Below are 19,872 nucleotides of genomic sequence, written 5' to 3'. Positions count from 1 at the left end.
CTTCTTTCATCAGCGGCGCGCCGCGACGGCGCGCTCGAAATGTCCTACCAGGGCCTGGGCCAGACGCTCGGGCTCGTAATGCTCGGCGTAGTAGCGCCGGCCGGCCTCGCCCATCCCTTGCCGCTGCTCGGGCTGCATGGCCTGCAAGGCTCGCGCCGCTTTGGCCAGCCCTTCAGCATCCTCCGCCGCACTGGCCAGGCCCGCACCGGCGGCCTGCACGACCCGGGCCCCTTCGCCGTCCATGGAGGCGAGGATGGGTCGGCCGGCGGCCAGATAAGCCTGTATTTTGCTCGGAACCGTCCGGCTCAAGGCCGGGCCGCCGGTCAGGCTGACCAGCAACGCGCCGGCCTGTTCGAAGACGGCCGGCATCTGCTCGGGCGGCAGGCGCCCAGCCAGCCTCACCTGCGTCAGGCCGCGACGGGCCACCTGCTCGGCCAACCAGGCGTCGCGCGCGCCGCTGCCGACCAGCACCCAGCGCACCCCGCTGTGCGCGCCCAGTTGCTCGGCGGCGTCGAGCACGCAGTCCAGCGACTGCACCGTGCCCAGGTTGCCGGCAAAGACGATATTGAATTCAGCCGGGTCGAGCTGCAGCGCCGTGGGCACGCGCGGCGCCGACGAGGCGCGGTCGCCGGGGTTCTCGTGCACCTGCACCGGCGTGCCACCCGCCATCGCCTCGACCGGCGCCACGAAGGCGGGCGACTGCACCAGCAGCAGATCACTGTGCCGGTAGATCCAGCGCACCACCGTGGCGACGGCCGCCAGCAGCCGCGGGCTCTTCACGAAACCGGTGATCTGCAGGCTGTCCGGCCACAGGTCCTGCACCCAGACGACCAGGGCGGCGCCCTTGAGCCACTTCAGCACGATGGCTGCGATGGCCTGCAGGATGGGGCTGGTGCCGTAGACAAAGATGGCGTCGAAGCGCCGCCCGCGCAGGGCCCAGGGCCCCATCACGGAGGCGCAGAACAGGAAGGACAGGTAGTTCAGCACCAGGCGCTTGGCGCCGCCCACGCCGCGCGGCAGCAGCGGCACGCGCACGATGTCATAGCCCTCGTGGCGCTCGCGCTGGATGCCGCCGACGCGATAGCCCGGGAACAGCTGACCTTCCGGGTAGTTGGGCTTGCCGGTCAGCACCGTGACCTCGCAGCCCTGCTCGACGAGGGACTGGGCCACCTCGTTGATGCGAAAGGACTCGGGCCAGAAGTGCTGGCTCAGCAGCAAGACCTTCATGCGTCGAACAGAGCCTGCAGGAAGTCCGCCGCGCGGGCCGGCTGCAAAGGCGCTTCGCCCTGGCCCAGAAAGCGCTTCACGGCGCGGGCGATGGACACGGCGGAGGCCGGATCGAAGGTCTGCACCGGTTCGCAGACGTCACGCACGAAGTCGAGCTCGCCCGCCAGGATGGGCAGGCCGGCCTGACGCGCCTCGATCAGCGGCAGTCCGAAGGATTCACCCTTGGACGGGAAGACCAGGGCCTTGGCGCTGCGATACAGCGCCAGCACTTCCTCGTGCGAGCGAGGGCCGAGGTTGCTGATCTTCAGGCCATGCTCTCCCGCCTGCGACTGTACCCAGGCTGCGAGGCCGGCGTCGCGGTCAGACAGAGTCAGCGCCAGCGTCGGGTGCAGGCCCTGCTCGGCCAGCAGCCGCCAGGCCTCGACGAGGCTGCGATGGTTCTTGTGGGCCTCGCCATCGGCGACGAAGATGAAGTCCCAGGCCTTGCCAGCGGCGGGCAGCGACTCCGGTGCCGGCGGCGCGAAAGGCAGCACGCGGATGTCAGCCTTTTCCGGCCCGTACCAGTCCTGCACGGCGCGCGCCATCGATGGCGTCTGCACCCAGTAGCGCGCCACGCGGTAGCGCAGCCAGCGGCTGATGGCCTGCTCGAAGCGCAGGCGCTGGCGCGTCTTCCAGCCGAAGGCTGCGAGCGGCACCTGGCCGAGGTAGTTGCGGTTCTGCTGGAACAGCCACACCGGCGCGGCATTGCGCATCAGCGGCGGCAGGCCGTGGAAGCACAGCAGCCGGTCCTTCGCGGTGCCGGCGGACGCGAGCGAAACCTCGGCACCCAGGCGCGACCCGGCCGATGCCTGCACCCATTGCACGGCAGCCCCTGCAGGCACCGCCAGCCGCTCGCGCGCACGCGCATCGAGCCAGGCGACCAGGGGCCGCTCCGTCGGCCAGGCTGCCAGCAAGGCCTGCAGCAGCACAAGGCCGCCACCCGTGTGGACATTGGGCGCGTACAGCAACAGGCGCCCGGCCTGCAGCGTCACGGCTTGGGGCCTTGGTAGACGTCCTTCTTGCCCAGGCCCTGCGGCACCAGCGCACGCACGCCCTGGCGCAGCCCGTTGTCGACGCGGGCCAGCAGGCGCAGCAGCGGCTGCTCGGGCCGGGCACTGAACGATGTGACGTTGAAATAGTCTTCGCCAGTCGGTGAGCGGGGCGAGAAGTAGTAGTTGGAGACGCAGCAGCGCGTGCCCTCGGCGACGACGGGGCTGACCGAATGCCAGGAGGTCGGCGTCGTCTCCATGATGGCCAGGCGGTTGAAGCGGCTGACGATGGTGACGTTGTCGCGCACGCGCTGGTCCCAGAGCTCCAGGTTGCCGCCGTTCTCCAGCGCCCAGCCCGGTGTCACGTAGTACAGCAGGTTGAGGGTGCGGTAGTAGCGGCGCGACGCCTCGTGCGAGTTGTCGATGTGGGGGCCCAGGTGGTGGCCCTTGACCATCGCGCTCAGGCCACCGGCGTAGAGGCTGGCGTCCGGGATCTGATCCTGGATGCCGGTGATGCGCCCGACGATCTCGATGACGCGCGGATCCTGGATCGCGAACGTGATGTCGGCCAGCACGGGGTCGAAGCGGTCGAAGTCCTTGGACGTGTACTTGCACTCGCGAAAGCTGTCCATCAGCCGCATCTGCGAAGGAGCCGGGAAGGCCGCGGCGATGCGCTCCGCCACATCGGTCGGCAGCAGATCGTCCACCACGGCATGGCGCACCCCCACCTGCCGACCCGAGGCCTCGAAATCCGCGGTCAACTGGGCCAGGGATGACTCCAGCCGCGCGCAGATCAGGTCGGTCAGCTCGGCTTTGGACGGTAGGGATGAGGACATGGTCAGATGCGAGGCACCCCGATGCCATCGGCAAGGGCGCAATTCAATGAGGACAAGGCGCCAGCCGCCTGCACTCATCCCCGCGGGGAGAGGTCACGGCTGGGCGCCGGCATTGTAGGCACTGGGGTTGGCCCGGCCGGCTGGCGGCTGGCCCCCCGCAGCCAGAAGTAGCCATAGGCCGCCAGCAGCACCGGCCCGGAGAAATAGCCCGTCCCACGCAGCAGCAGGCCGACCAGGCCGCAAAGCAGCAGGCTCAGCATCAGGCGTGTCTGTTCCGTTTGCAATCCGTCCTGCCCATGCAGCAAATGCCGAAAGCGCCACGCCCGCCAGGCGCACCACAGCCACAGCAGCGCGGCGAAGTAACCCATTTCGCTCAGGGCCTTGGAAGCGAGGAAGGAACCGTCGTTGTAGTTGCCATCCTCCAGGCCCAGCAAATCGAGCACCTCCACGCCGTCGGTGACCGGCCTGGGCTCGCAGCCCATGCGGTTGAAGCCCAGCCCCCAGCCACCGGAGTTGTGCAGGTTTTCGATCGCCAGTTCCCAGCCCATCACATAGACCACGCTGGAGACGTTGGCGTCCGTGCTCTGGTTGCCCAGGCTGGTGACCCGGTCCATGAAGTCAGACCAGAACGGCGACACATAGGCCACACCGGCAAACACGACCGACAGCACCATGACCTGAAGGATCTTGAACAGGCCCAGGCGCCGGCCATGCTGCGCCAGCCACATCACAGCCAGACCGACGGCCAGCAGCAGGAACAGGGTGGCCGAGGCTGCCAACCACAGGCTGAGCACCGCGCCCACCACGCCATGGCGCCGCCAACGCGGGTTCTCGTCGAGGATCAGATAGATCAGCAGCGGCGCAATGGTCAGCGCGAAATGGCTGGGTTCGGAGAAAAAGCCGCTCGGCCGGATCGTCTCGCGGGCACCGGTCGCCACAAGATAGATCTTCTCGACCACCACCGCCGCCACCAGCGCGGTGACCAATCGCGCGATGCCGCGCTGGGAAGGCGTGCTGCGCCCCGCACTCGCCAGCAGACAGAGCGAGGCGATCACCAGGATGAGCAGCACTTGCGATGCGACCGACTTGAGCATCAGGTCGCGGCAGGTGTCCAGGCTCTCGGCAACCACGGTGTGGCACAGCAGCAGCGCCGCCACGCTGAAACCCAGCACCAGCCCCTGCCAGGTCGCACGCCCGTCGAAGATCGAAAGCCATCCGGCCAGCAACACGAACAGGGCGACCTGCGGGCCAACGCTGGTGGAAACGCCGGCCGTGAGCGCAGGCGCCAGCAAGCCGATCCAGACGATATGAAGCGGAGTGGGCCTCCAGCGGCCCTCTCTGGGGCTGCGCCGGTCGGCGATCATCTAGCTCTCCCGTACAACTGACTCCATTGTCACTCAGCCAATGCCGGCCGAGGACGCTGGCCGGGTCAAAGGCCTTAGGCCACCCGCAGTTCGGCTGCAGGTGCTGGCTCTTCGACCTGGACCACACCCATGCGCCGACGCATGAACCAGCCCAGCAGCAAAGCCAGTACTGTCATCTGCAACAGGAAGGGCGTGAGCAATCTTGGGAAGCTCAACTGTGTCAATGCGTTAGCGACCGCGACGCAGATCAACGCCACGGGCACCATCTGGTGGTGCAACAGGCGCCGGATCAGCATTTCGTAGGCCAGGCCCAGCACCATCATCAGCAGCGTCAGGCCAAAGATCAGCACCATCTGCCCGGTCAGGCTGATGACGCCGAAATAACCCGGCAGGGTCAAGAAGGTCAGGCCTTGCAGGAACTCGTACTTGCCGCCGGAAAGCTGCTGGTAGATGGAGTCGACGCCGATGGCCGGATCCTCGCCCATCAGCCGCCAGAAGAGTTCGGTCGAGCGACCCGGCTCGGCCACCGCCACCATCAAGGCCTCGGCGCCGACCCAGCGGTCCAGCGCCAGCAGGCTGCTTTCAACAAGAAAGAAGGACAACATCTCCCGGTCGACGCTGCCGATGCCCGAGAACACCTGCACGCGGTAGATCGACACCACCCCCAGCACGACGACCAGGAAGAGCGCGAACAACAGCACCGGCAGCTTGCTGAAGCGATAACGCCCCCAGCGCGACTGCAGGTAGTAGGCGCCCAGCAGGATGGGGACGGACTGCATGATGACGGCCGCGCGGCTGGCCATGGAGATGGAGGCGATGGACGTGACCATCAGCACCGCGACCGCTGCGCCTATCGTCAGCCGGCCGCGCTCGGCGACGTCGCGCGACACATAGGTGGCCAGCACCATGGCAAAACCGATCAGCGCCATGAAAGCGAGCGGGGCGTTCAAAGCGAAGGGCAGCGTGACCCGGGCGTTCACCCCAGTCACGAAGAAGGCGGCCAGGTTGTTGATCAGGTAGAACACCGCCGCCACACCGATCAGTCCACCCCATTCCTTGGCACTGACAGGGCCGGCCATGAATCGGATACGGCGCTCGTGCGGCGGGCGCCGGTCCCAGAAGGCCAGACTGAGCAGCCGCCCGAGCAGCAGCGCCACGCCGATGGCCAGCGCGAACTCGTAGTACTCCACCCACTCCGACGGGGCACCGGAAAAGTTGCCGGAAGGCTCGACATAGGGAATGTCGGTGATGTGGTGGGCCATGACCTTGAACCAGCAGCCCAGCACATAGAACACGGCCATGAAGCTGTAGAACCAGGACACGGTCGTGCACTTCATCAGCACCAGCAGGCCGATGCTGACCGCCGTGAGCGCCCACAGCAGCGGGCCATGGCCAACGGTCGCGTCGGCCACCCCGGCCAGCACGATCATGGCCGGCAGCAGCCCGAGCCAGAACAGCTTGCCCTTCACTTCAGGCGACTCGCGTCGACGCGCGCAGCTGGTACCAGCCGCGGCGCAGGAAACCGACCAGCAATTGCCGCCAGATACCCAGATCGAACAGCAGACCCGGGCGGCGCTTGAGCGCCTGGGCAAAGCAGCGCAGCGCCGCGCCGATGCGGCCGGACTGGCCATGGTTCTTGGCCGCCAGGCTGTAGGCGCGCGCAATCGACCGCTGCGCACCGGCCTGCCCCGGTCGCGCGGCCCAGTAGGCCTGCATGACCCGCACGATCTCCTCAGCGCGGGCTTCGGGCATCACGCGAAACGACGCCGAGCCCTCGTGGATGCGGTATTCGGCCAGCACTTCGGGCACGCGGACAAAACCGCCCTGCCCCGCGGCGCGCAGCCAGAACTCGTAGTCCGGCACCTGGCGCAGGTCAGGCCGCCAGCCACCGCTTGCCTCGAACACGCCGCGGCGGAAAAACGCCCCCGGGCCCGGCTGGCAGACCAGATCCACGCTGAGCCGCTCGGCATCGAACTCCTCGGTTCGGGACTCGCGCAGGCGACTGCCCTGCGCATCGATGAGCCAGAAGTCGCAATAGGCCACGACGGTCGCCGGCTTGGCCTGCAACACCTCGACCATGCGCCGCACGGCGCCCGGCACCAGGCAGTCGTCGGAGCTCAGATAGGCCAGGATCTCGCCCCTGGCCATGCCCCAGCCGCGGTTCAGCGTGGCGGCCTGGCCGCTGTTGGCCTGGGTCAGCACGGTGAGGCGGCCCGGGTGAGAGGCCTCGTAGCGCCGCGCCAGGGCCAGCGATTCATCGCTGGAGCCGTCGTCGATGACGATGTATTCCAGCGCCGCATAGTCCTGGGCCAGCACGCTTTCGATGGTCGCCGCCAGGTATTCGGCCTGGTTGTAGACGGGAGTGACGAGGGTGACGAGGGGCTGGGACATGGGTCGGCTGGAGAGGCGCGGCGATTGTAGGCAGCCGGTGCGACGCGCCTTACTGGCTGCGTCGCTCCAGGCGGCACAGCCAGAACAGGGCCGCGGCGTCACCCACCATGCGCAGCAGCCAGGCCGTGGCCGCGCCCATCAGGCCCCATTGGGCGCTCAGCATCCACAGCGCCAGCAGGAATAGCGGCAGCTCGGCGCAATGCAGCAGGGCCGGCGCTCGGAAGCGTCCGGCGCCGTGCAGCCAGGTCAGCGGTACGTGGGCCAGGCAGTTGATGAGGATGCCCACGGAGAACACGCGCAGGATGGGCGCGCTGTGCGCCGCCAGCTCAGGCCCTATCCATAGCGTCAGGATGGGGCTGGCGAACAGGCCCAGCACCGCGCAGATCGGCAGCAGCACGGCGAACAGGATGCGCACGGCCTTGTCGTAGAGGGCCCAGGCGTCGGCGTCCTTGCGGGCGGCCTGGGCCGCGAAGGCGGGGAACAGCACCGCCGTCAGCGCGCCCGGGATGATCCAGAGCTTGGTGACGATCTCCTGGGGTGTCGCGTAATAGGCGACGGCCGCGGCCGACACGGTGGCACCGATCATGAAGCGGTCCACGTAGCCCATGAAGGGGCTGACGATGTTGCTCAGCGTCAGCCAGCCGCCCGACACCAGCAGCGGGCGCAGCCACGCTGCCTGCCAGTGCAGCCGGCCGCGCAACTGCGGCAGGGCCCGCCAGGCCAGCCAGCCATGCACGGCAAAGCCGACGACGCGGCCCAACGCCAGCGCGACGGTGATGAGGAGCAGGTTGGGACCGACCCAGTGCAGCACGATCCAGGGCCCGGCGAAGGTCCACAGCCCCATGGGCAGGCGCACATAGTTCAGCACCTCGAAGGCATGGCAGGCCTCGAGCATGCCGCGCAGGCCGGCGGTCACGACGATGAAGGGCACGGCCAGGCCCATGGCCCAGCAGGCGGCGATGGCCTCGCCGCGATTCGGCAAGGCCTTGATGAGGTCCACGCCCCAGGGGGCCAGCAGGATCATCAGCGCGCCAGCGACGGCACCCAGGGCCGCCATCAGCAGCAGCGCCGAGGCGCTGAGCGGGCCGATGCGCTCGTCTTGCTTGCGGTCGATCAGGATGGCCAGTTGCTGCGTCAGCGCCCGCCCCAGGCCCAGGTCGAAGAGACCGAAGTAGCTGGTCACGGCCCAGACCAGGGTCAGCAGGCCGAAACGCTCGACGCCCAGGCCATGCATCAGCGCCGGGATGGAGAACAGCGCCAGCAGCAGCGGTGCGCCAAGGCCGAACAGGTTGAGGAGCGTGTGCTTGGCGAGCTTCAAGAAGGAGGGGCCGGCGAAGGGGGAGAAGGGGCGCGGATTGTAAGGAGCCCCCCCGCCCGCGAGCCCGGCCGCCGGCTTCACAAATCGATACCTTGGTCAGCCCGATAAAATGGAGGTTTTGGCCGTCCGCGAGTGTCGGGTGGCTTAGCGCCCGGCTGATCCGGGCCGTTCAAGATCCCGACATGAAGCCGTCCCCTCTTCTGCTGTGCGTGGCGCTGTACCTGGCACTGGTGAGCCTGCCGGCGCAGGCCTACATCGACCCCAATGCCGGCGGCATGCTGTTCCAGCTGCTGGCCCCGGTGTTCGCGGGCCTTGTGGGTGTCTGGCTGTTCCTGCGCCAATGGATCAGCGCGCTGGCGCGCCGCCTGTGGCGCCGACTGACCGGACGCGGCGCTGAATGAAGCTCGGCGCGAGCGCCGAACGCTCCCATCCTGAGTTGCCGCCGGCGCAGTTTCGCGCCTGTTTCGGCGTTGCCTTCGCGGCGCTGGGCCTGCTGTGGATGCCCTGGGTGCTGCTGCGCCAGGTCGACGCATTCCTGGCCTTCCAGACCACGGCCGAGCTCGCGCGCGACGTCGCGCTGGCGCTGCTGCTGCTGACGCTGCCGGCCCTGTTGCTGGCCGGCCTCTCCGTCGCCTTGGCGGGACTGCTGCGGCGCCTGGGCGCCTCCGCCGCCAGTGCCCATGTCGTGGGCTGGGCCGCGACGCTGCTGCCGGTTTGCTGGATCTGCCTGTGGCAGTTCGGCTCGGCCAGCTGGGCCTGGTTGAAACTGGTGACGGAAGGCGACTTCGCGCTGTCCGCCAATGCGCGGCTGGTCGCCGTGGCGCTGCTGCTGCTGGCCTCGGGGCTGATGCTGCGCGGCCGGCGCCTGTCCTATGTGCTAGCTCGCCTCGTGCCGCCGCTGCGCAGCCTGCAGGCGCCGGCACTGCTGCTGCTGTTCGTGTCGGTGGTCTGGCTGCTGCTGCACCCGCCGCGCATGACGGGCCTGACGCCCCCCCCCGACTCGGCGCCGGTGCGCGCCCAGTTGCCCGATGTCTACCTGATCACCATCGACACGCTGGCCGCGGAGGACGCGGCCGTCTGCGCAGACGCGCCTGGCGGCCCGACGACGATGCCGCGGCTGCGCGAGTTCGCCGGCCGCGCGAGCTGCTTCGACCGCCACTACGCCTCGGGCAACTTCACGACGCCCAGCACGGCCACCATGGAAACCGGCGCCCTGCCCTGGTCGCACTGGGGCGTACAGATCGTCGCCAAGATGGCGCCGGCCATGCGCGGCCAGACGCTGGCCAGCCAGCTGCGCGCCCAGGGCTATGAAGCCCACTCCATCAGCGCCAACCTGATGGCCAGCCCGCGCCACCATGGCAGCTACGACGAGTACACGACGCAGGCCATCGCGCCCTCGCCGTCGCTGGGCCTGAAGCCGCGCGTCGCGCTGAGCGCCTTCCCCGACACGACGCTGCCCTTCTGGCTGTCCGGCCTGATCCCGCTGCTGGACACGCTGGACGTGCGCCTCTTCCCCGAGCGCAGCCCGTTCGCGCCCGAGCAGACCTACGACGCCGCCCGGCCGCTGCTCGCGCGCGCCCAGCAGAACCAGCGCCCGCAATTCATGTGGCTGCACACGCTGCCGCCGCACGATCCCTATCTGCCGCCGCCCAGCACCAAGCACAAGCTGCTGCCCGAGGGCGAGCTGGACCACTGGTCGCAGATGCTGGGCATGACGCGCTATAACCCGCCGCAGCAGGCGCTGATCGACAAGCACCGGCTCCGCTACCGCGAGGCCATCATGGGTGCCGACGAGGCGCTGGGCCGCTTCTTCGACGAACTCGAGCGCCAGGGCAAGCTGGACAGCGCCCTGGTCGTCGTCACCTCTGACCACGGCGAGTCCTTCGAGCGCGGCTATATCGGCCATGCCGGCCAATGGCTGCACGAGGCGGTCATCCGCGTGCCCCTGGTCATCAAGCTGCCGGGCCAGCGCACGGCGCGCGTGGTGCACACGCCGGTCGGCCTGGACGACGTGGCGCCGACCATCGCCGACGTGCTGGGTCTGGCGCCCCTGCCGCAGGCCGACGGCCGCAGCCTCAAGCCCGCCTTGCTGGGCGAGGCCCTGCCAGCGCAGCCCGTGTATGCGATGGCCATGGAGCGCCAGAGCCGCTTCCAGCCGATCCAGCACGGGCACTACGCTGTCATCGACGGCTCGCACAAGCTGGTGCTGGACCTCGGCGAGAACCAGGCCGAGCTGTTCGACCTGGCTGCCGACCCGCACGAACTCCACGACCTGAGCAAGACCGACGCCGACACGGCCAGGCGCCTGCGCACGCTGCTGGACCAGCAGCTCGCTGCTGTCGAGAAGCGCCGCGCCGCGCAGTTCGACCCGCGATGAGTACCAGCCCCCTGCACAGCTTCGATGCCGAGCTGCTGAAGTGGCTGCGGGCGGGCGCCGGCTGGTCGTCGCTGGCCTTGGGCACGCGCGCCCAGCTGCGTTGGCGCTCTGCCTGGGCGACGCTGAACCGCAAGCTGAGCGAAGCCCGCGTCGCGGATGCGCAGCCCCTCGCACCGCCCCTCTTCATCGTCGGCCCCTGGCGCAGCGGCACGACGGTCATGCACGAACTGTTGACGGCCGCGACGGGCTGGCCCACGCCGCTGACCTGGCAGTGCATGAACGCCACCGCCTTCCAGTTGCTACCGGCGCCCCCTGAGCGCAGTGGCGTCGCCCGGCCAATGGACGGGTTGGAGATCAGCGCGCTGTCGCCGCAGGAGGACGAGTTCGCGCTGCTGACGCTGGGCGTCGATTCGGCCTACCGCGGCTTCCTGATGCCGGAGCGCCTGCCGACGCTGCTGCACACGCTGGACCCCGGCTACTGGAACGCCCATGAGGCCGAATGGCTGCCGCGCTTCGAGCGCTTCATGGCTGGCGTGCTCGCGTCCGGCGGCCAACCCGGCCGACGACTGATCCTCAAGTCGCCCAACCACAGCTTTCGCCTGCCGGCGCTGCTGAAACGCTTCCCCGAGGCCCAGGTCGTCTGGATGGTGCGCGATGCGGCGACCGTCTTCCACTCCAATCGCAAGATGTGGCAGGCGATGTTTGCCGAGCACCGGTTGACGCCGGGCGCCGCTGACGGGCTGGATGCCTTTCTGGGCACGGCGCTGCAAGGCTGCGCCCAGGTGCTGCAGCAACTTCAGGCTGAGCTGCCGCCGGGGCGCTGGATCAGCGTCGAGCAGACCGCACTGGCGGCCGACCCTCGGGCCACGGTGGCCCGGGTGATGCAACAGCTGGGCCTGCAGGCGGGCCCCGAGGCGGCGCTGGCGGCGGCACTGGGTCGAGTCCGCCAGGGGCGTATCGAGCACTACGAACAACCCGTTCCACCTCCCGCAGCACCAGGCGTCGCGGCGCTGGATGCCGCGCAACGCGGCTGATCTCAGACGAGCGTATCGAAGCTCGTGATGGCCATCATGACGGCCACCATGACGACGCCGATGACGGCGCCAATGAGGATGATGGCGATGGGTTCGATCAGGCCCAGCATGCGGCGCTGAAGCACGGCGGCCGCGTCACGCTGGCTGTGGCCCAGGGCCAGCAGCATCTTGGGCAGTTCGCCCGACCGCTCACCGACGCGGATGAGGTTGAGCCGTGTGCGCGGGAACCAGGCCTGGGTCTCCAGGCCGGCGCTGAGCGACTGGCCCTGCTGCAGGCCCTTGGTGGCACGCTCCAGGCCCGAGCGCAGCATGCCGAGGCGGATGACGCCCTGGGCCAGTTCCATGGCCGTCAGGACCGGCACGCGGTTGGACAGCAGGCTGCCCAGCACCGTGGCCCAGCGGCCGATCTCGGCCTGCACCAGCCAGGGGCCGACGACCGGCAGGCGCGCCAGGCTCTGCAGCAGGGCCTGGCGCGTCGACTCGCGCGACAGGCTGGTCACGATGATGCCGACCAGCGCCGCAATGATGAGGGCCGACTCGAAGAGATGGCCGCGGACGTAGACGCCCGATTCGATGACCCAGCGCGACAGCTCGGGCACCTGGCGGCTGCCCTTGATCAGGTTGGCAAAGCGCGGCACGACGCCGACGAAGATGAAGAACACGGCCAGCGAGCCGGCACCGACGAGCACGCTCGGATAGATGAGGGCGCTGCGCAGGTCCTCGTTGGCCTTGCGGGCGAGCTCCATCTGCTCGGCTGATTCCTGCAGCGCGCGGGCGATGTCGCCGCTGGCCTCGCCGGCCTGGGCCAGCGCAATCACATAGACCGGCATGCGCAGCGACGTGATGCGCAAGGCGTCCGACAGCCGGCCACCACCGCGCACCAGGGTCTCCATCTGCGCGAGCGGCACCCCCAGTGGTTGGCCTTCGTAGGCCTCGGAAAGGCTGGGCAATGCATCGCCGAGCGTCACGCCAGCGGTGAGCAGCGTGGCCAGCTCGCGCAGCAGCACGACCTGATCGGCCAGCTTGATGCTGCCGCGTGCCTTGGACCGCACCGGTACGGCCGTGCGCGCCTGCAGGCTGACGGGCGTCATGCCCTGGGCCGTCAGGCGCGCCATGGCGTCGGCCTGGTCGGTCGCTTCGAGCTGGCCACTGTGGGGCTGGCCCGCGACGTCGCGTGCGGTGTAGTCGAAGCGCATCAGGCGTCAGCCGTGCCGGTGGCGCGCAGCACTTCATCCAGCGTCGTCACGCCCTGCACGACCTTGAGCGCGCCTTCCTGGGCGAGCGAGCGGTAGCCGGTCTGGCGCGCCATAGCGACCAGCTCGGGCAGGCCCACTTCGCGGGCGATCGCGTGCTGCATCTCGGCGCCCACATCCAGCATCTCGTAGATGCCGACGCGGCCCTTGAAGCCGGTGTTCTGGCAGGCCGGGCAGCCGACATGGCGGCGCCAGCGCGGCAGCTCCGCGGCGCCGTCCTCGGCGCGTGCATCGGCGATTGCCCGTGTCAGGTCGGCATCACCCAGCGCCGGGGTTTCGTCGGTGGGAACGGCGCAGACCTCGCAGAGGCGTCGCACCAGGCGCTGGGCCATGACGGCGCGCAGCGAGGCGCCGACAAGGAAGGGCTCGACGCCCATGTCCACCAGCCGCGTCACGGCCGAGGGCGCGTCGTTGGTGTGCAGCGTCGCCAGCACCAGGTGGCCGGTCAGCGCGGACTGGATGGCGATCTCGGCCGTCTCGCGGTCGCGGATTTCGCCGACCATGATGATGTCCGGGTCGTGGCGCAGGAAGGCGCGCAGGGCCCGCGCAAAGGTGTAGCCGATCTCGGGCTGGGCCTGCACCTGGATGACCTGCGGCAGGCGGAACTCGACCGGGTCCTCGACGGTGAGGATCTTGCGCGTCTGGTCGTTGGTGGCGGCCAGCGCGGAATACAGCGTCGTGCTCTTGCCCGCGCCGGTCGGGCCCGTCACCAGCACCAGGCCGTTGGCCAGGCCCAGCCAGCGCTTGAACTGGCGCAACTGCGAGGGCCGCAGGCCCAGCCGCTCCAGCGTCAGGTCGGCGCGCTTCTTGGGCAGCAGGCGCATGACGATGGACTCGCCATAGACGGCCGGGATGGACGAGACCCGCACGTCCATCTCGGCGCCGGCGGCGCGCGTGGAGATGCGGCCGTCCTGCGGCAGGCGGCGCTCGGCGATGTCGACGCCGGCGATCAGCTTGATGCGCGAGGCGACGGCCGGATAGCGGTCCATGCCCAGGGCCAGTCGCGTGTGCAGCTGGCCGTCGATGCGCAGCCTGACCTCGAACTCGCGCTCGCCGGGCTCCAGGTGGATGTCCGAGGCGCGCGACTCGACGGCCTGGGCGATGAGGTTGTTGACCCAGGCGATGACGGGCGCGTCCTCGGCCATCTCGCGCAGGGTCCGCTCGTCCAGCATCTGCATGGCGAGGTCGCCTTGCTGCAGGCGCTGGACCCAGCGCTGGGCGTCATCAGGGGCGATCAGCCACCATCGCGCCGCTTTGAGCGCCGGCTGCTGTTGCGCAAACTCGCGCACCTCGGCCTCCAGAGGATCGGCACAGGCAAGCTGCCAGCCCGCCTCGTCGAGCCAGGGCAGCACGCCCAGCCTGAGCAGTTGCGCCGAGCTGCTCTGCAGCTCCTGCAGCCCCAGGCGCAGGGCCGCCTCGTCGAGTTCGTCAAAGCTCAGCCAGCCCATGCCGAGCTGCTCGGACAGCGCGGCGTACAGCCGCTCGGCGGTGATCGCGCCCATGCGCAGCAGCACCGCGCCGATGCGACCGCCCTGCTCCGCCTGGAAGCGCAGCGCCGCGTTCAGATCGTCGGGGCGGATCTGCTCCCGGGCGAGCAGCAGCTCGCCGATCAGGCGCGGAGCGACGGATTCGGTCATGGCTTCGGCGCAGAGCTTCCGGCTTCAGGCGCCGGCACACGGGCCCAGTCGCCCAGGCTCTTGCGGAAGCTCTCGGTGATCGCCTCGGCCTCGGTGGAGTCGTTGGCGATGTAGGGCGTGATCAGGATGATCATCTCGCGACGTGTCTTCTTGACCGTCTGGTTGCGAAACAGGCTGCCCAGGATGGGGATGTCCTTGAGGAAGGGCACGCCGCCGTTGCCATCGGAGGAGGTGCCGTCGATCAGGCCCGCCAGCAGCATGGTCGCGCCGTTGCGCAGCGTGAGCTTGGTCTCGACGCGGCGGGTGGAAATGGTCGGCGTCGTGGTGATCCCCGAGGTCGTCTGCACGGGTTGACTGACTTCCTGGGAAAGATCGATGTCGATCTGGTCGCCCGAGTGGATGACGGGCCTGATCTTCAGGATGACGCCCGTCGAGCGGTACTGGTAGGTCGCCAGCAGATTGCCGGCGGAGCCGCCCGTGGTGCTGGGCGTAGCGATCTGCTGGCTCAGCACCGGCACCTCGTCACCGACCTGGATCAAAGCCGTCTCGCCGTTGCGGGCCATCAGGCGCGGGCTGGAGAGGATGGTGGCGCGAGAGTTGCTGGCCAATGCATCGATGGCCACGCGCTGGCCGCCCAGCGAATTGAGGACAGAAATGTTGAAGCCGCCGACGGCGCCCGAACCGCTGCCAGCATTGGCCGTGAAGCCCGCCTTGCCTTCCAGATGACTGGTGAGCCACTGCACGCCCAGCTGCGCACCATCCTCGAGCTTCAGCTCGGCGACCGTCACTTCGATCAGTGCGGACTTGGTCGGCTTGTCCAGAGTCTGCAGCAGGGCCGAGACCTGCCCGAACTCTTCAGGGTTGACCTGGAAGATCAGCGTGTTGCTGGCCTTGTCGACCACGACGTTGGACAAGCGGCTGGCCGTCGTCGTCGTGGTGGCGGTGCTGCCAGTGGGGGATGTGCCGCCAGCTGCCTGGGTGGTGCTGGCGACCGACCCACCGCCGCCCAGCACCCGCTCCAGAGTCACTGCGAGCTGCTCGGCGTCCTTGTGCTTGACGGGGTAGGTGAACAGGTTCTTGCCGACACCGCGCTCGTTGGGTCGGTCCAGGGTCTTGGCCCATTCGGCGATATGGGCGGCCACCTTGTCACCGGCGGCGAAGACGAAGACCTGGTTCAGGCTCGAGATCGGCAGCAGGATGATCGGACTGCGCAAGCCCCCCTGGGTGATCGCAGAGCCTACCGGGTGGACCGCATAGCCCTCCGCCGACAGCACCTCGCCAAGACGACGGGCCAGTTCCTCGGCGGACCAGAAGGCGGGCGTCAGCGTCAGGCTGGTGCGTCCCTTGAGCGCGGGTTGGTCAAGCACCGCGAGGGCTTCGATGGCCGCCTTGACGTTGTCGGGGTTGCCGCTGATCAGCACCGCATTGCGGGTCGAGTCTTCCTGCACCCTGATGCGGTCACCAAACAGCGTGCGCAGCCAGCCCGTCACGTCGACCTGGCGGACCGACTCCAACGGAATCAGCTGAAAGACCGGACGCAGCGACGGCGGAACTTCCGGAAGTGCGGCGCCATAACGGATGCCCGGCAGGTCGCCGCCCTGGTTGGCGTTGTCAGGCACCACGCGCACGAGTCCGCCCACCTCGATCACCGAGAGGCCGTAGCTCTTGAGTAGCAGGCGCACCGCGGTCTCGACCTGAGCCGCCGTCTGGCCGCCACCGGCCTTGAACGTGACGAGATCAGGCCGGGCAATCACGGCCGGGTCGACGCTGACGTTCTTCTTCAGCACATCGGCGTACACGACCTGGATGAAGGTGGGCAGGGCCACCTGCTGCAGGTTGACCGCAGCAACGACCTCGTCCCGGGGCTGGGCCACCGGGGCCGTGACTGCCAGGCTGGGCGTGTCGACCTCGGGCGCCTTGGGGCCGGGGACAACGCGCGTTGCATCACGGCCGCCAGTCTCCCCTTGCGTAGCGGAATTGGGGGCCAGGCTGGCCACGGGCAGCGGCTTGGGCAATACGGGCACGATGGGTGCACAGCCGCTCAGGGCGACCATGGCACCGGCCGCGAGGGCGATCGGTCGCAGCGTCAGGAACATTTTGTTTTCACTCACGGTAATCAGCTCCCAACGGAACCTGCTTGTTGCCGACGCGGATCAGCACCTCGCCGTCGCGGATCAGGGTGATGCGCTCACCGCTGGGAACCTTGTCACCCACGGCCAGTCGCAGCGGCGCCTTGCCGGCAGTGACAAAGCTGATGAGCACCTTGCGCTCCTGCCCACGCCCGAACACGCCGGCGACACGCCAACGCTTGTCTTCGGCCTTGGCTGCTGCGTCGGCCGCAGCGGCCGCCAAAACAGCCGCTTCGGGTTCGAAGATGGGCGAGGCAGCCAAGGCCATCGCGCGGCTTGCCTGGTCGGGGCGCTGCGGCAGGTCGGGCAGCCTCCAACTTTCCTTGCGAGCCTGGATGAGCGAAGGATCGGCCTCGGGCGCCGGCGCGATCAGCCAACCCAGGCCGAGTGCCACCGCCAACAAGACCCAGGGCATGGCCTTCATGGCTTACCCCCCGGCCTGGCAAGGATGCGCAGGTCCATGTCAGCGACCGCCGGCTGACTCTGGCTGCGGATGGACAGTCGCTCGACGACGATGCGCCGCTCCTGGTTGGCCATTTCGGCCAGCAGCACGAACAGCGGCGTGCGCTGCAGCTCGACGCTGACGCGAGCATGCAGCTCGACATAGCCCGCCGGCACATTCCCCGCGGGCTTGGCAGAAGGTTCGGCGCGTACGAGAGTGATCTCGCGCACCTTCAGGCCCAGGCGCTGCGTCACGTTGCGCAACCAGTCCTGCAGGCCGGCTTCGGACAGCGCGATGTCCGGCTCCATCCAGACGGCCGTGTCGTAGGCGACCTTGAGGGCCGTGGCCTCGCGACGGCGCTCGGGCCAGTCCTTTTCCTTGGCCAGCGCCTGCAGGCGGGCCAGCTCAACCACCGAGCCACGGTTGCGCTCGAGCAGCGCATCGACCTCATCAAAGCCGGCAAGCAGCAGGTAGACGCTCAGCAGCGCGACGCCCAGCCAGGCACCCAGGCGGACCAGGCGGGATTCCTGCCACTGCTCGCGCAATTGCGCCCATGGCGTCAGCACAGCGTCACGACTCATCAGCGGTTCGGTATGGCATTGAAAACATCCGGGGGCGGCAGACCGTTCGCATCCGGCTTGGCGATGATGGGCTTGGCTGGTCCCTGCGGGACGGGCTGCGGTCGCGCCGGCGCGGGCGAGACCTGCGCCGGGGCGGGCATGGGCGCCTGCGCGATCGGCGCTGGCGCAGCCGTTGCTGGCGCGGGTTGCGGTGCGGCAACTGCGGCAGTCACCGTGGCTTCAGCGCTGCCAGCCGCCGGCGGACGCAAGCCGACGATGCGCATCTCCATCGTCAACAGGCCGCGCGCGTTATCGGCGCGCACTTCGTTCACGTCGACAAACCAGCCGCCGGATTGAAGGTCCTTCACGATGCCGGCGCGCGTCGCGCTGGGCGTGAGCTGCAGGCCGAGGCGCAGCTTGTTGCCTTCAAGGTCCAGGTCCTTGACCTGCACGCCGGACCTGCCCAGCGTGTCATTCAGATAGCCGATCACATCCACGGGCAGTGGCAGCGCAAACCAGGCGGCAAGCTTCTCGACTTCGTCGACGGCGGCGATGGTGGCGTCACGCGCCGTGAGCACTGGCGCCGTTGCAGTCCTGATATCGGCAATCTGCCGGGCCAGCGCCTGGCCTTGCTGGCGCGCATCCCAGAGCTGATGCGCCAGCACGCCGCCCGCCAGCGTGAGCGCCAAGGCGCCGACGAACACCAGACGCTGTTCCACGCCCTCGGCCCCTTCCGCGGCGGCATGCAAGGGGTAGTGCTTGATCCACGCGCTGTCCAGCGCGAGTTGCTGCGGTTGCGGCAGTGCACCGCCGGCGTCTGGCCCCGCGCCGCTGGCGTGGACGAACTCCTGCCAGTCTTGTGCCGTGAGCGGCTCGGCCCACCAGCGGCTGGCGCGCAGGAATCCGTCTCGCCAGCATTGCGCCTCGAAGCCTTCGGCGCCCCGCAGCAGGCGCAGCCCATCCGGGCCAACAGGTTGCATCAGGGTTTCGGGAATGAACTGGCAGCGCTCGGGCTGCATGCCGTCACCCAGCAGTTGCTGGTGGGCAGACGTGGCATCCCAGGCGACGGCCAGGCCGTCTTCGCCGAGCAGCACGAGTCGAGCCGCGGTGTTCTCGAACGGTCGCCAAGCTTCGACCTGCAGCCGCAACGCGGCCAGCCTCTCGGCCGACTGAAGACCTGTCAGGCGAAACCAGCGCAGGCGGCAGCGGCTTCGGGAAACGATGACGGTGGTGCGGGCCCACCAACTTGCACGCGGCGCCGCGTCCAAGCCCTCAAGGCGCAGGACTGCTTGCGGCCTGGGGCCGAGTACCGAGCGCAAGGGGGAAAGGGAGAGCTGGGGGAGCTTCATCAGTGAATGTAAGCCGCGAGATGCTGTGCTGTTCTGTGATCACCCACGGGCCAAGCTCCCCTGCAGGTATCAACCGGACATTGTACTCAAGGGCCCTTGGCAGCCCGGGCGCCCAGATGGTGATGCGACTCTCGTAGCCCGGCGAGAAAACGAAGTCGTCGCTGTCAAAAGGCAGGCCCGTCAGGGCCTGGGCGGCGCGCCCGTCCCGCAACTGGTCGGAGTGGCTCAGCGTCTGCACCAGTTCGAGCTGGGCAGGGTTGGCGGTGGGCAGCACGGCCTTCAACACGGCCAGTGGTGCGGTTGAGGGATTGATCGAGTGGCCGATATCGCCGCTGAACACCCGCATCCATCGCGCCAACTGGGCTGGATCATCGCGCCATAGCGGCATGGCTTCCAACTCGCGTGGGGTGACCAACCAGTCGTTGCGTGGCCCAGGCAAGTCGAGCGCCTTGTATTCCGGCCGCTCCGCGCCGTTGAGCCGCTTGAGGTTGTCAGTGTCGATGTAGTCGTCCAGCACATCGATCATGGCCTGCGCACGCGGCAGCGGCACGCCGTCCTGGACCAACAGGTTGCTCAGCAGCGGGCGGCTCACGCCGTTGATCGCAAGCAGCCCGCGGAAATCCTGCACGGCGACGAAAGCGCCTTCAGTCGTGGTGTAGCGCCGCCCGTCGTGTCGCAGTTGGTTGTCCAGCACGCCGCGACCTGCCGGCATCAGCTGGCGCGTGGCATTCCAGTACAGCGTGGCCGACAACGCGCTCGCCGTTGCCGCGCGGGCCTGTGCGTATTGGCTGAAGTCCAGCGCATTGCGACGCAGTTCGTCGTTGCGCAGGGCGAAGCGCTGCGCCACAAATGCCATCACCGCGAGAGCTGCCAGCACCATCAACAACACGTAGCCCCGCTGGCCCCTCGCACCGGACTGCATGGCTC

At 68.8% G+C, this 19,872-nt stretch carries 17 protein-coding genes; 3 read left to right on the top strand and 14 right to left on the bottom strand.

The window, feature by feature from the left end; genetic code table 11:
- Positions 1 to 9: 9 nt before the first annotated feature.
- The 7 genes from AC1DW3_RS22820 to AC1DW3_RS22790 form a co-directional block, all read right to left on the bottom strand.
- The gene (locus AC1DW3_RS22820) at positions 10 to 1,227 is read right to left on the bottom strand and encodes a glycosyltransferase family 4 protein (protein WP_477935192.1); all 1,218 of its coding nucleotides are present in this window, start codon (positions 1,225 to 1,227) and stop codon (positions 10 to 12) included.
- Positions 1,224 to 2,258 (bottom strand): glycosyltransferase, encoded by a 1,035-nt coding sequence (locus tag AC1DW3_RS22815; RefSeq protein WP_477935190.1) that lies wholly within the window; start codon positions 2,256 to 2,258, stop codon positions 1,224 to 1,226. The genes AC1DW3_RS22820 and AC1DW3_RS22815 overlap by 4 nt, the downstream gene beginning before the upstream one ends.
- A complete protein-coding gene (locus AC1DW3_RS22810) occupies positions 2,255 to 3,091 on the bottom strand; it encodes a 2OG-Fe(II) oxygenase (protein WP_477935188.1) in 837 nt (278 codons plus the stop codon). The genes AC1DW3_RS22815 and AC1DW3_RS22810 overlap by 4 nt, the downstream gene beginning before the upstream one ends.
- 74 nt (positions 3,092 to 3,165) lie before the next feature.
- On the bottom strand, positions 3,166 to 4,455 hold the full coding sequence (locus tag AC1DW3_RS22805; protein ID WP_477935186.1) for a hypothetical protein: 1,290 nt from the start codon (positions 4,453 to 4,455) through the stop codon (positions 3,166 to 3,168).
- A gap of 74 nt (positions 4,456 to 4,529) precedes the next feature.
- Positions 4,530 to 5,924: a hypothetical protein gene (locus tag AC1DW3_RS22800; RefSeq protein ID WP_477935184.1), complete on the bottom strand. Its 1,395-nt coding sequence runs from the start codon at positions 5,922 to 5,924 to the stop codon at positions 4,530 to 4,532.
- A 1-nt stretch (position 5,925) separates the two neighbouring features.
- Positions 5,926 to 6,846: a glycosyltransferase family 2 protein gene (locus AC1DW3_RS22795; protein WP_477935182.1), complete on the bottom strand. Its 921-nt coding sequence runs from the start codon at positions 6,844 to 6,846 to the stop codon at positions 5,926 to 5,928.
- A gap of 49 nt (positions 6,847 to 6,895) precedes the next feature.
- Positions 6,896 to 8,164, bottom strand: coding sequence for a flippase (locus tag AC1DW3_RS22790; protein ID WP_477935180.1), 1,269 nt, complete (start codon positions 8,162 to 8,164; stop codon positions 6,896 to 6,898).
- Positions 8,165 to 8,346: 182 nt separating this feature from the next.
- Between AC1DW3_RS22790 and AC1DW3_RS22785 the strand changes: the two genes are divergently transcribed.
- The 3 genes from AC1DW3_RS22785 to AC1DW3_RS22775 are packed head-to-tail and all read left to right on the top strand — an operon-like array spanning position 8,347 to position 11,575.
- Positions 8,347 to 8,565 carry a hypothetical protein gene (locus tag AC1DW3_RS22785; protein ID WP_477935178.1) on the top strand — a complete coding sequence of 73 codons (219 nt, stop codon included), beginning with the start codon at positions 8,347 to 8,349 and terminating at the stop codon, positions 8,563 to 8,565.
- On the top strand, positions 8,562 to 10,541 hold the full coding sequence (locus tag AC1DW3_RS22780; RefSeq protein ID WP_477935176.1) for a sulfatase-like hydrolase/transferase: 1,980 nt from the start codon (positions 8,562 to 8,564) through the stop codon (positions 10,539 to 10,541). Before AC1DW3_RS22785 ends, AC1DW3_RS22780 begins: the two co-directional genes overlap by 4 nt.
- Positions 10,538 to 11,575 (top strand): sulfotransferase family protein, encoded by a 1,038-nt coding sequence (locus AC1DW3_RS22775; RefSeq protein ID WP_477935174.1) that lies wholly within the window; start codon positions 10,538 to 10,540, stop codon positions 11,573 to 11,575. The genes AC1DW3_RS22780 and AC1DW3_RS22775 overlap by 4 nt, the downstream gene beginning before the upstream one ends.
- A 2-nt stretch (positions 11,576 to 11,577) precedes the next feature.
- Here AC1DW3_RS22775 and AC1DW3_RS22770 read toward each other — a convergent pair whose 3' ends face one another.
- The 7 genes from AC1DW3_RS22770 to AC1DW3_RS22740 are packed head-to-tail and all read right to left on the bottom strand — an operon-like array spanning position 11,578 to position 19,867.
- Complete coding sequence (locus AC1DW3_RS22770) at positions 11,578 to 12,771, bottom strand: type II secretion system F family protein (RefSeq protein ID WP_477935172.1); 1,194 nt, start codon at positions 12,769 to 12,771, stop codon at positions 11,578 to 11,580.
- The gene (locus AC1DW3_RS22765; RefSeq protein WP_477935170.1) at positions 12,771 to 14,465 is read right to left on the bottom strand and encodes a GspE/PulE family protein; all 1,695 of its coding nucleotides are present in this window, start codon (positions 14,463 to 14,465) and stop codon (positions 12,771 to 12,773) included. Before AC1DW3_RS22765 ends, AC1DW3_RS22770 begins: the two co-directional genes overlap by 1 nt.
- Positions 14,462 to 16,576 carry a secretin N-terminal domain-containing protein gene (locus AC1DW3_RS22760; protein ID WP_477935168.1) on the bottom strand — a complete coding sequence of 705 codons (2,115 nt, stop codon included), beginning with the start codon at positions 16,574 to 16,576 and terminating at the stop codon, positions 14,462 to 14,464. Before AC1DW3_RS22760 ends, AC1DW3_RS22765 begins: the two co-directional genes overlap by 4 nt.
- The gene (locus AC1DW3_RS22755; RefSeq protein WP_477935166.1) at positions 16,569 to 17,018 is read right to left on the bottom strand and encodes a hypothetical protein; all 450 of its coding nucleotides are present in this window, start codon (positions 17,016 to 17,018) and stop codon (positions 16,569 to 16,571) included. The genes AC1DW3_RS22760 and AC1DW3_RS22755 overlap by 8 nt, the downstream gene beginning before the upstream one ends.
- Positions 17,015 to 17,617 carry a GspMb/PilO family protein gene (locus AC1DW3_RS22750; protein ID WP_477935164.1) on the bottom strand — a complete coding sequence of 201 codons (603 nt, stop codon included), beginning with the start codon at positions 17,615 to 17,617 and terminating at the stop codon, positions 17,015 to 17,017. Before AC1DW3_RS22750 ends, AC1DW3_RS22755 begins: the two co-directional genes overlap by 4 nt.
- Positions 17,617 to 18,945: a hypothetical protein gene (locus AC1DW3_RS22745; protein ID WP_477935162.1), complete on the bottom strand. Its 1,329-nt coding sequence runs from the start codon at positions 18,943 to 18,945 to the stop codon at positions 17,617 to 17,619. Before AC1DW3_RS22745 ends, AC1DW3_RS22750 begins: the two co-directional genes overlap by 1 nt.
- Positions 18,869 to 19,867 carry a hypothetical protein gene (locus AC1DW3_RS22740; RefSeq protein WP_477935160.1) on the bottom strand — a complete coding sequence of 333 codons (999 nt, stop codon included), beginning with the start codon at positions 19,865 to 19,867 and terminating at the stop codon, positions 18,869 to 18,871. The genes AC1DW3_RS22745 and AC1DW3_RS22740 overlap by 77 nt, the downstream gene beginning before the upstream one ends.
- Between the last annotated feature and the right edge of the window lie 5 nt (positions 19,868 to 19,872).

The organism is Roseateles sp. P2_H4 (assembly GCF_056403315.1).
Note: the sequence above shows the minus strand (reverse complement) of the source record. Positions and strands in the feature narration are given on the sequence as shown.

What these genes read in the sequence shown, in the direction of transcription:
- AC1DW3_RS22820 (WP_477935192.1), bottom strand. Translation starts at nt 1,227, where the DNA reads ATGAAGGTCTTGCTGCTGAGCCAGCACTTCTGGCCCGAGTCCTTTCGC.
- AC1DW3_RS22810 (WP_477935188.1), bottom strand. Translation starts at nt 3,091, where the DNA reads ATGTCCTCATCCCTACCGTCCAAAGCCGAGCTGACCGACCTGATCTGC.
- AC1DW3_RS22805 (WP_477935186.1), bottom strand. Translation starts at nt 4,455, where the DNA reads ATGATCGCCGACCGGCGCAGCCCCAGAGAGGGCCGCTGGAGGCCCACT.
- AC1DW3_RS22795 (WP_477935182.1), bottom strand. Translation starts at nt 6,846, where the DNA reads ATGTCCCAGCCCCTCGTCACCCTCGTCACTCCCGTCTACAACCAGGCC.
- AC1DW3_RS22785 (WP_477935178.1), top strand. Translation starts at nt 8,347, where the DNA reads ATGAAGCCGTCCCCTCTTCTGCTGTGCGTGGCGCTGTACCTGGCACTG.
- AC1DW3_RS22780 (WP_477935176.1), top strand. Translation starts at nt 8,562, where the DNA reads ATGAAGCTCGGCGCGAGCGCCGAACGCTCCCATCCTGAGTTGCCGCCG.
- AC1DW3_RS22775 (WP_477935174.1), top strand. Translation starts at nt 10,538, where the DNA reads ATGAGTACCAGCCCCCTGCACAGCTTCGATGCCGAGCTGCTGAAGTGG.
- AC1DW3_RS22770 (WP_477935172.1), bottom strand. Translation starts at nt 12,771, where the DNA reads ATGCGCTTCGACTACACCGCACGCGACGTCGCGGGCCAGCCCCACAGT.
- AC1DW3_RS22765 (WP_477935170.1), bottom strand. Translation starts at nt 14,465, where the DNA reads ATGACCGAATCCGTCGCTCCGCGCCTGATCGGCGAGCTGCTGCTCGCC.
- AC1DW3_RS22755 (WP_477935166.1), bottom strand. Translation starts at nt 17,018, where the DNA reads ATGAAGGCCATGCCCTGGGTCTTGTTGGCGGTGGCACTCGGCCTGGGT.
- AC1DW3_RS22750 (WP_477935164.1), bottom strand. Translation starts at nt 17,617, where the DNA reads ATGAGTCGTGACGCTGTGCTGACGCCATGGGCGCAATTGCGCGAGCAG.
- AC1DW3_RS22745 (WP_477935162.1), bottom strand. Translation starts at nt 18,945, where the DNA reads ATGAAGCTCCCCCAGCTCTCCCTTTCCCCCTTGCGCTCGGTACTCGGC.
- AC1DW3_RS22740 (WP_477935160.1), bottom strand. Translation starts at nt 19,867, where the DNA reads ATGCAGTCCGGTGCGAGGGGCCAGCGGGGCTACGTGTTGTTGATGGTG.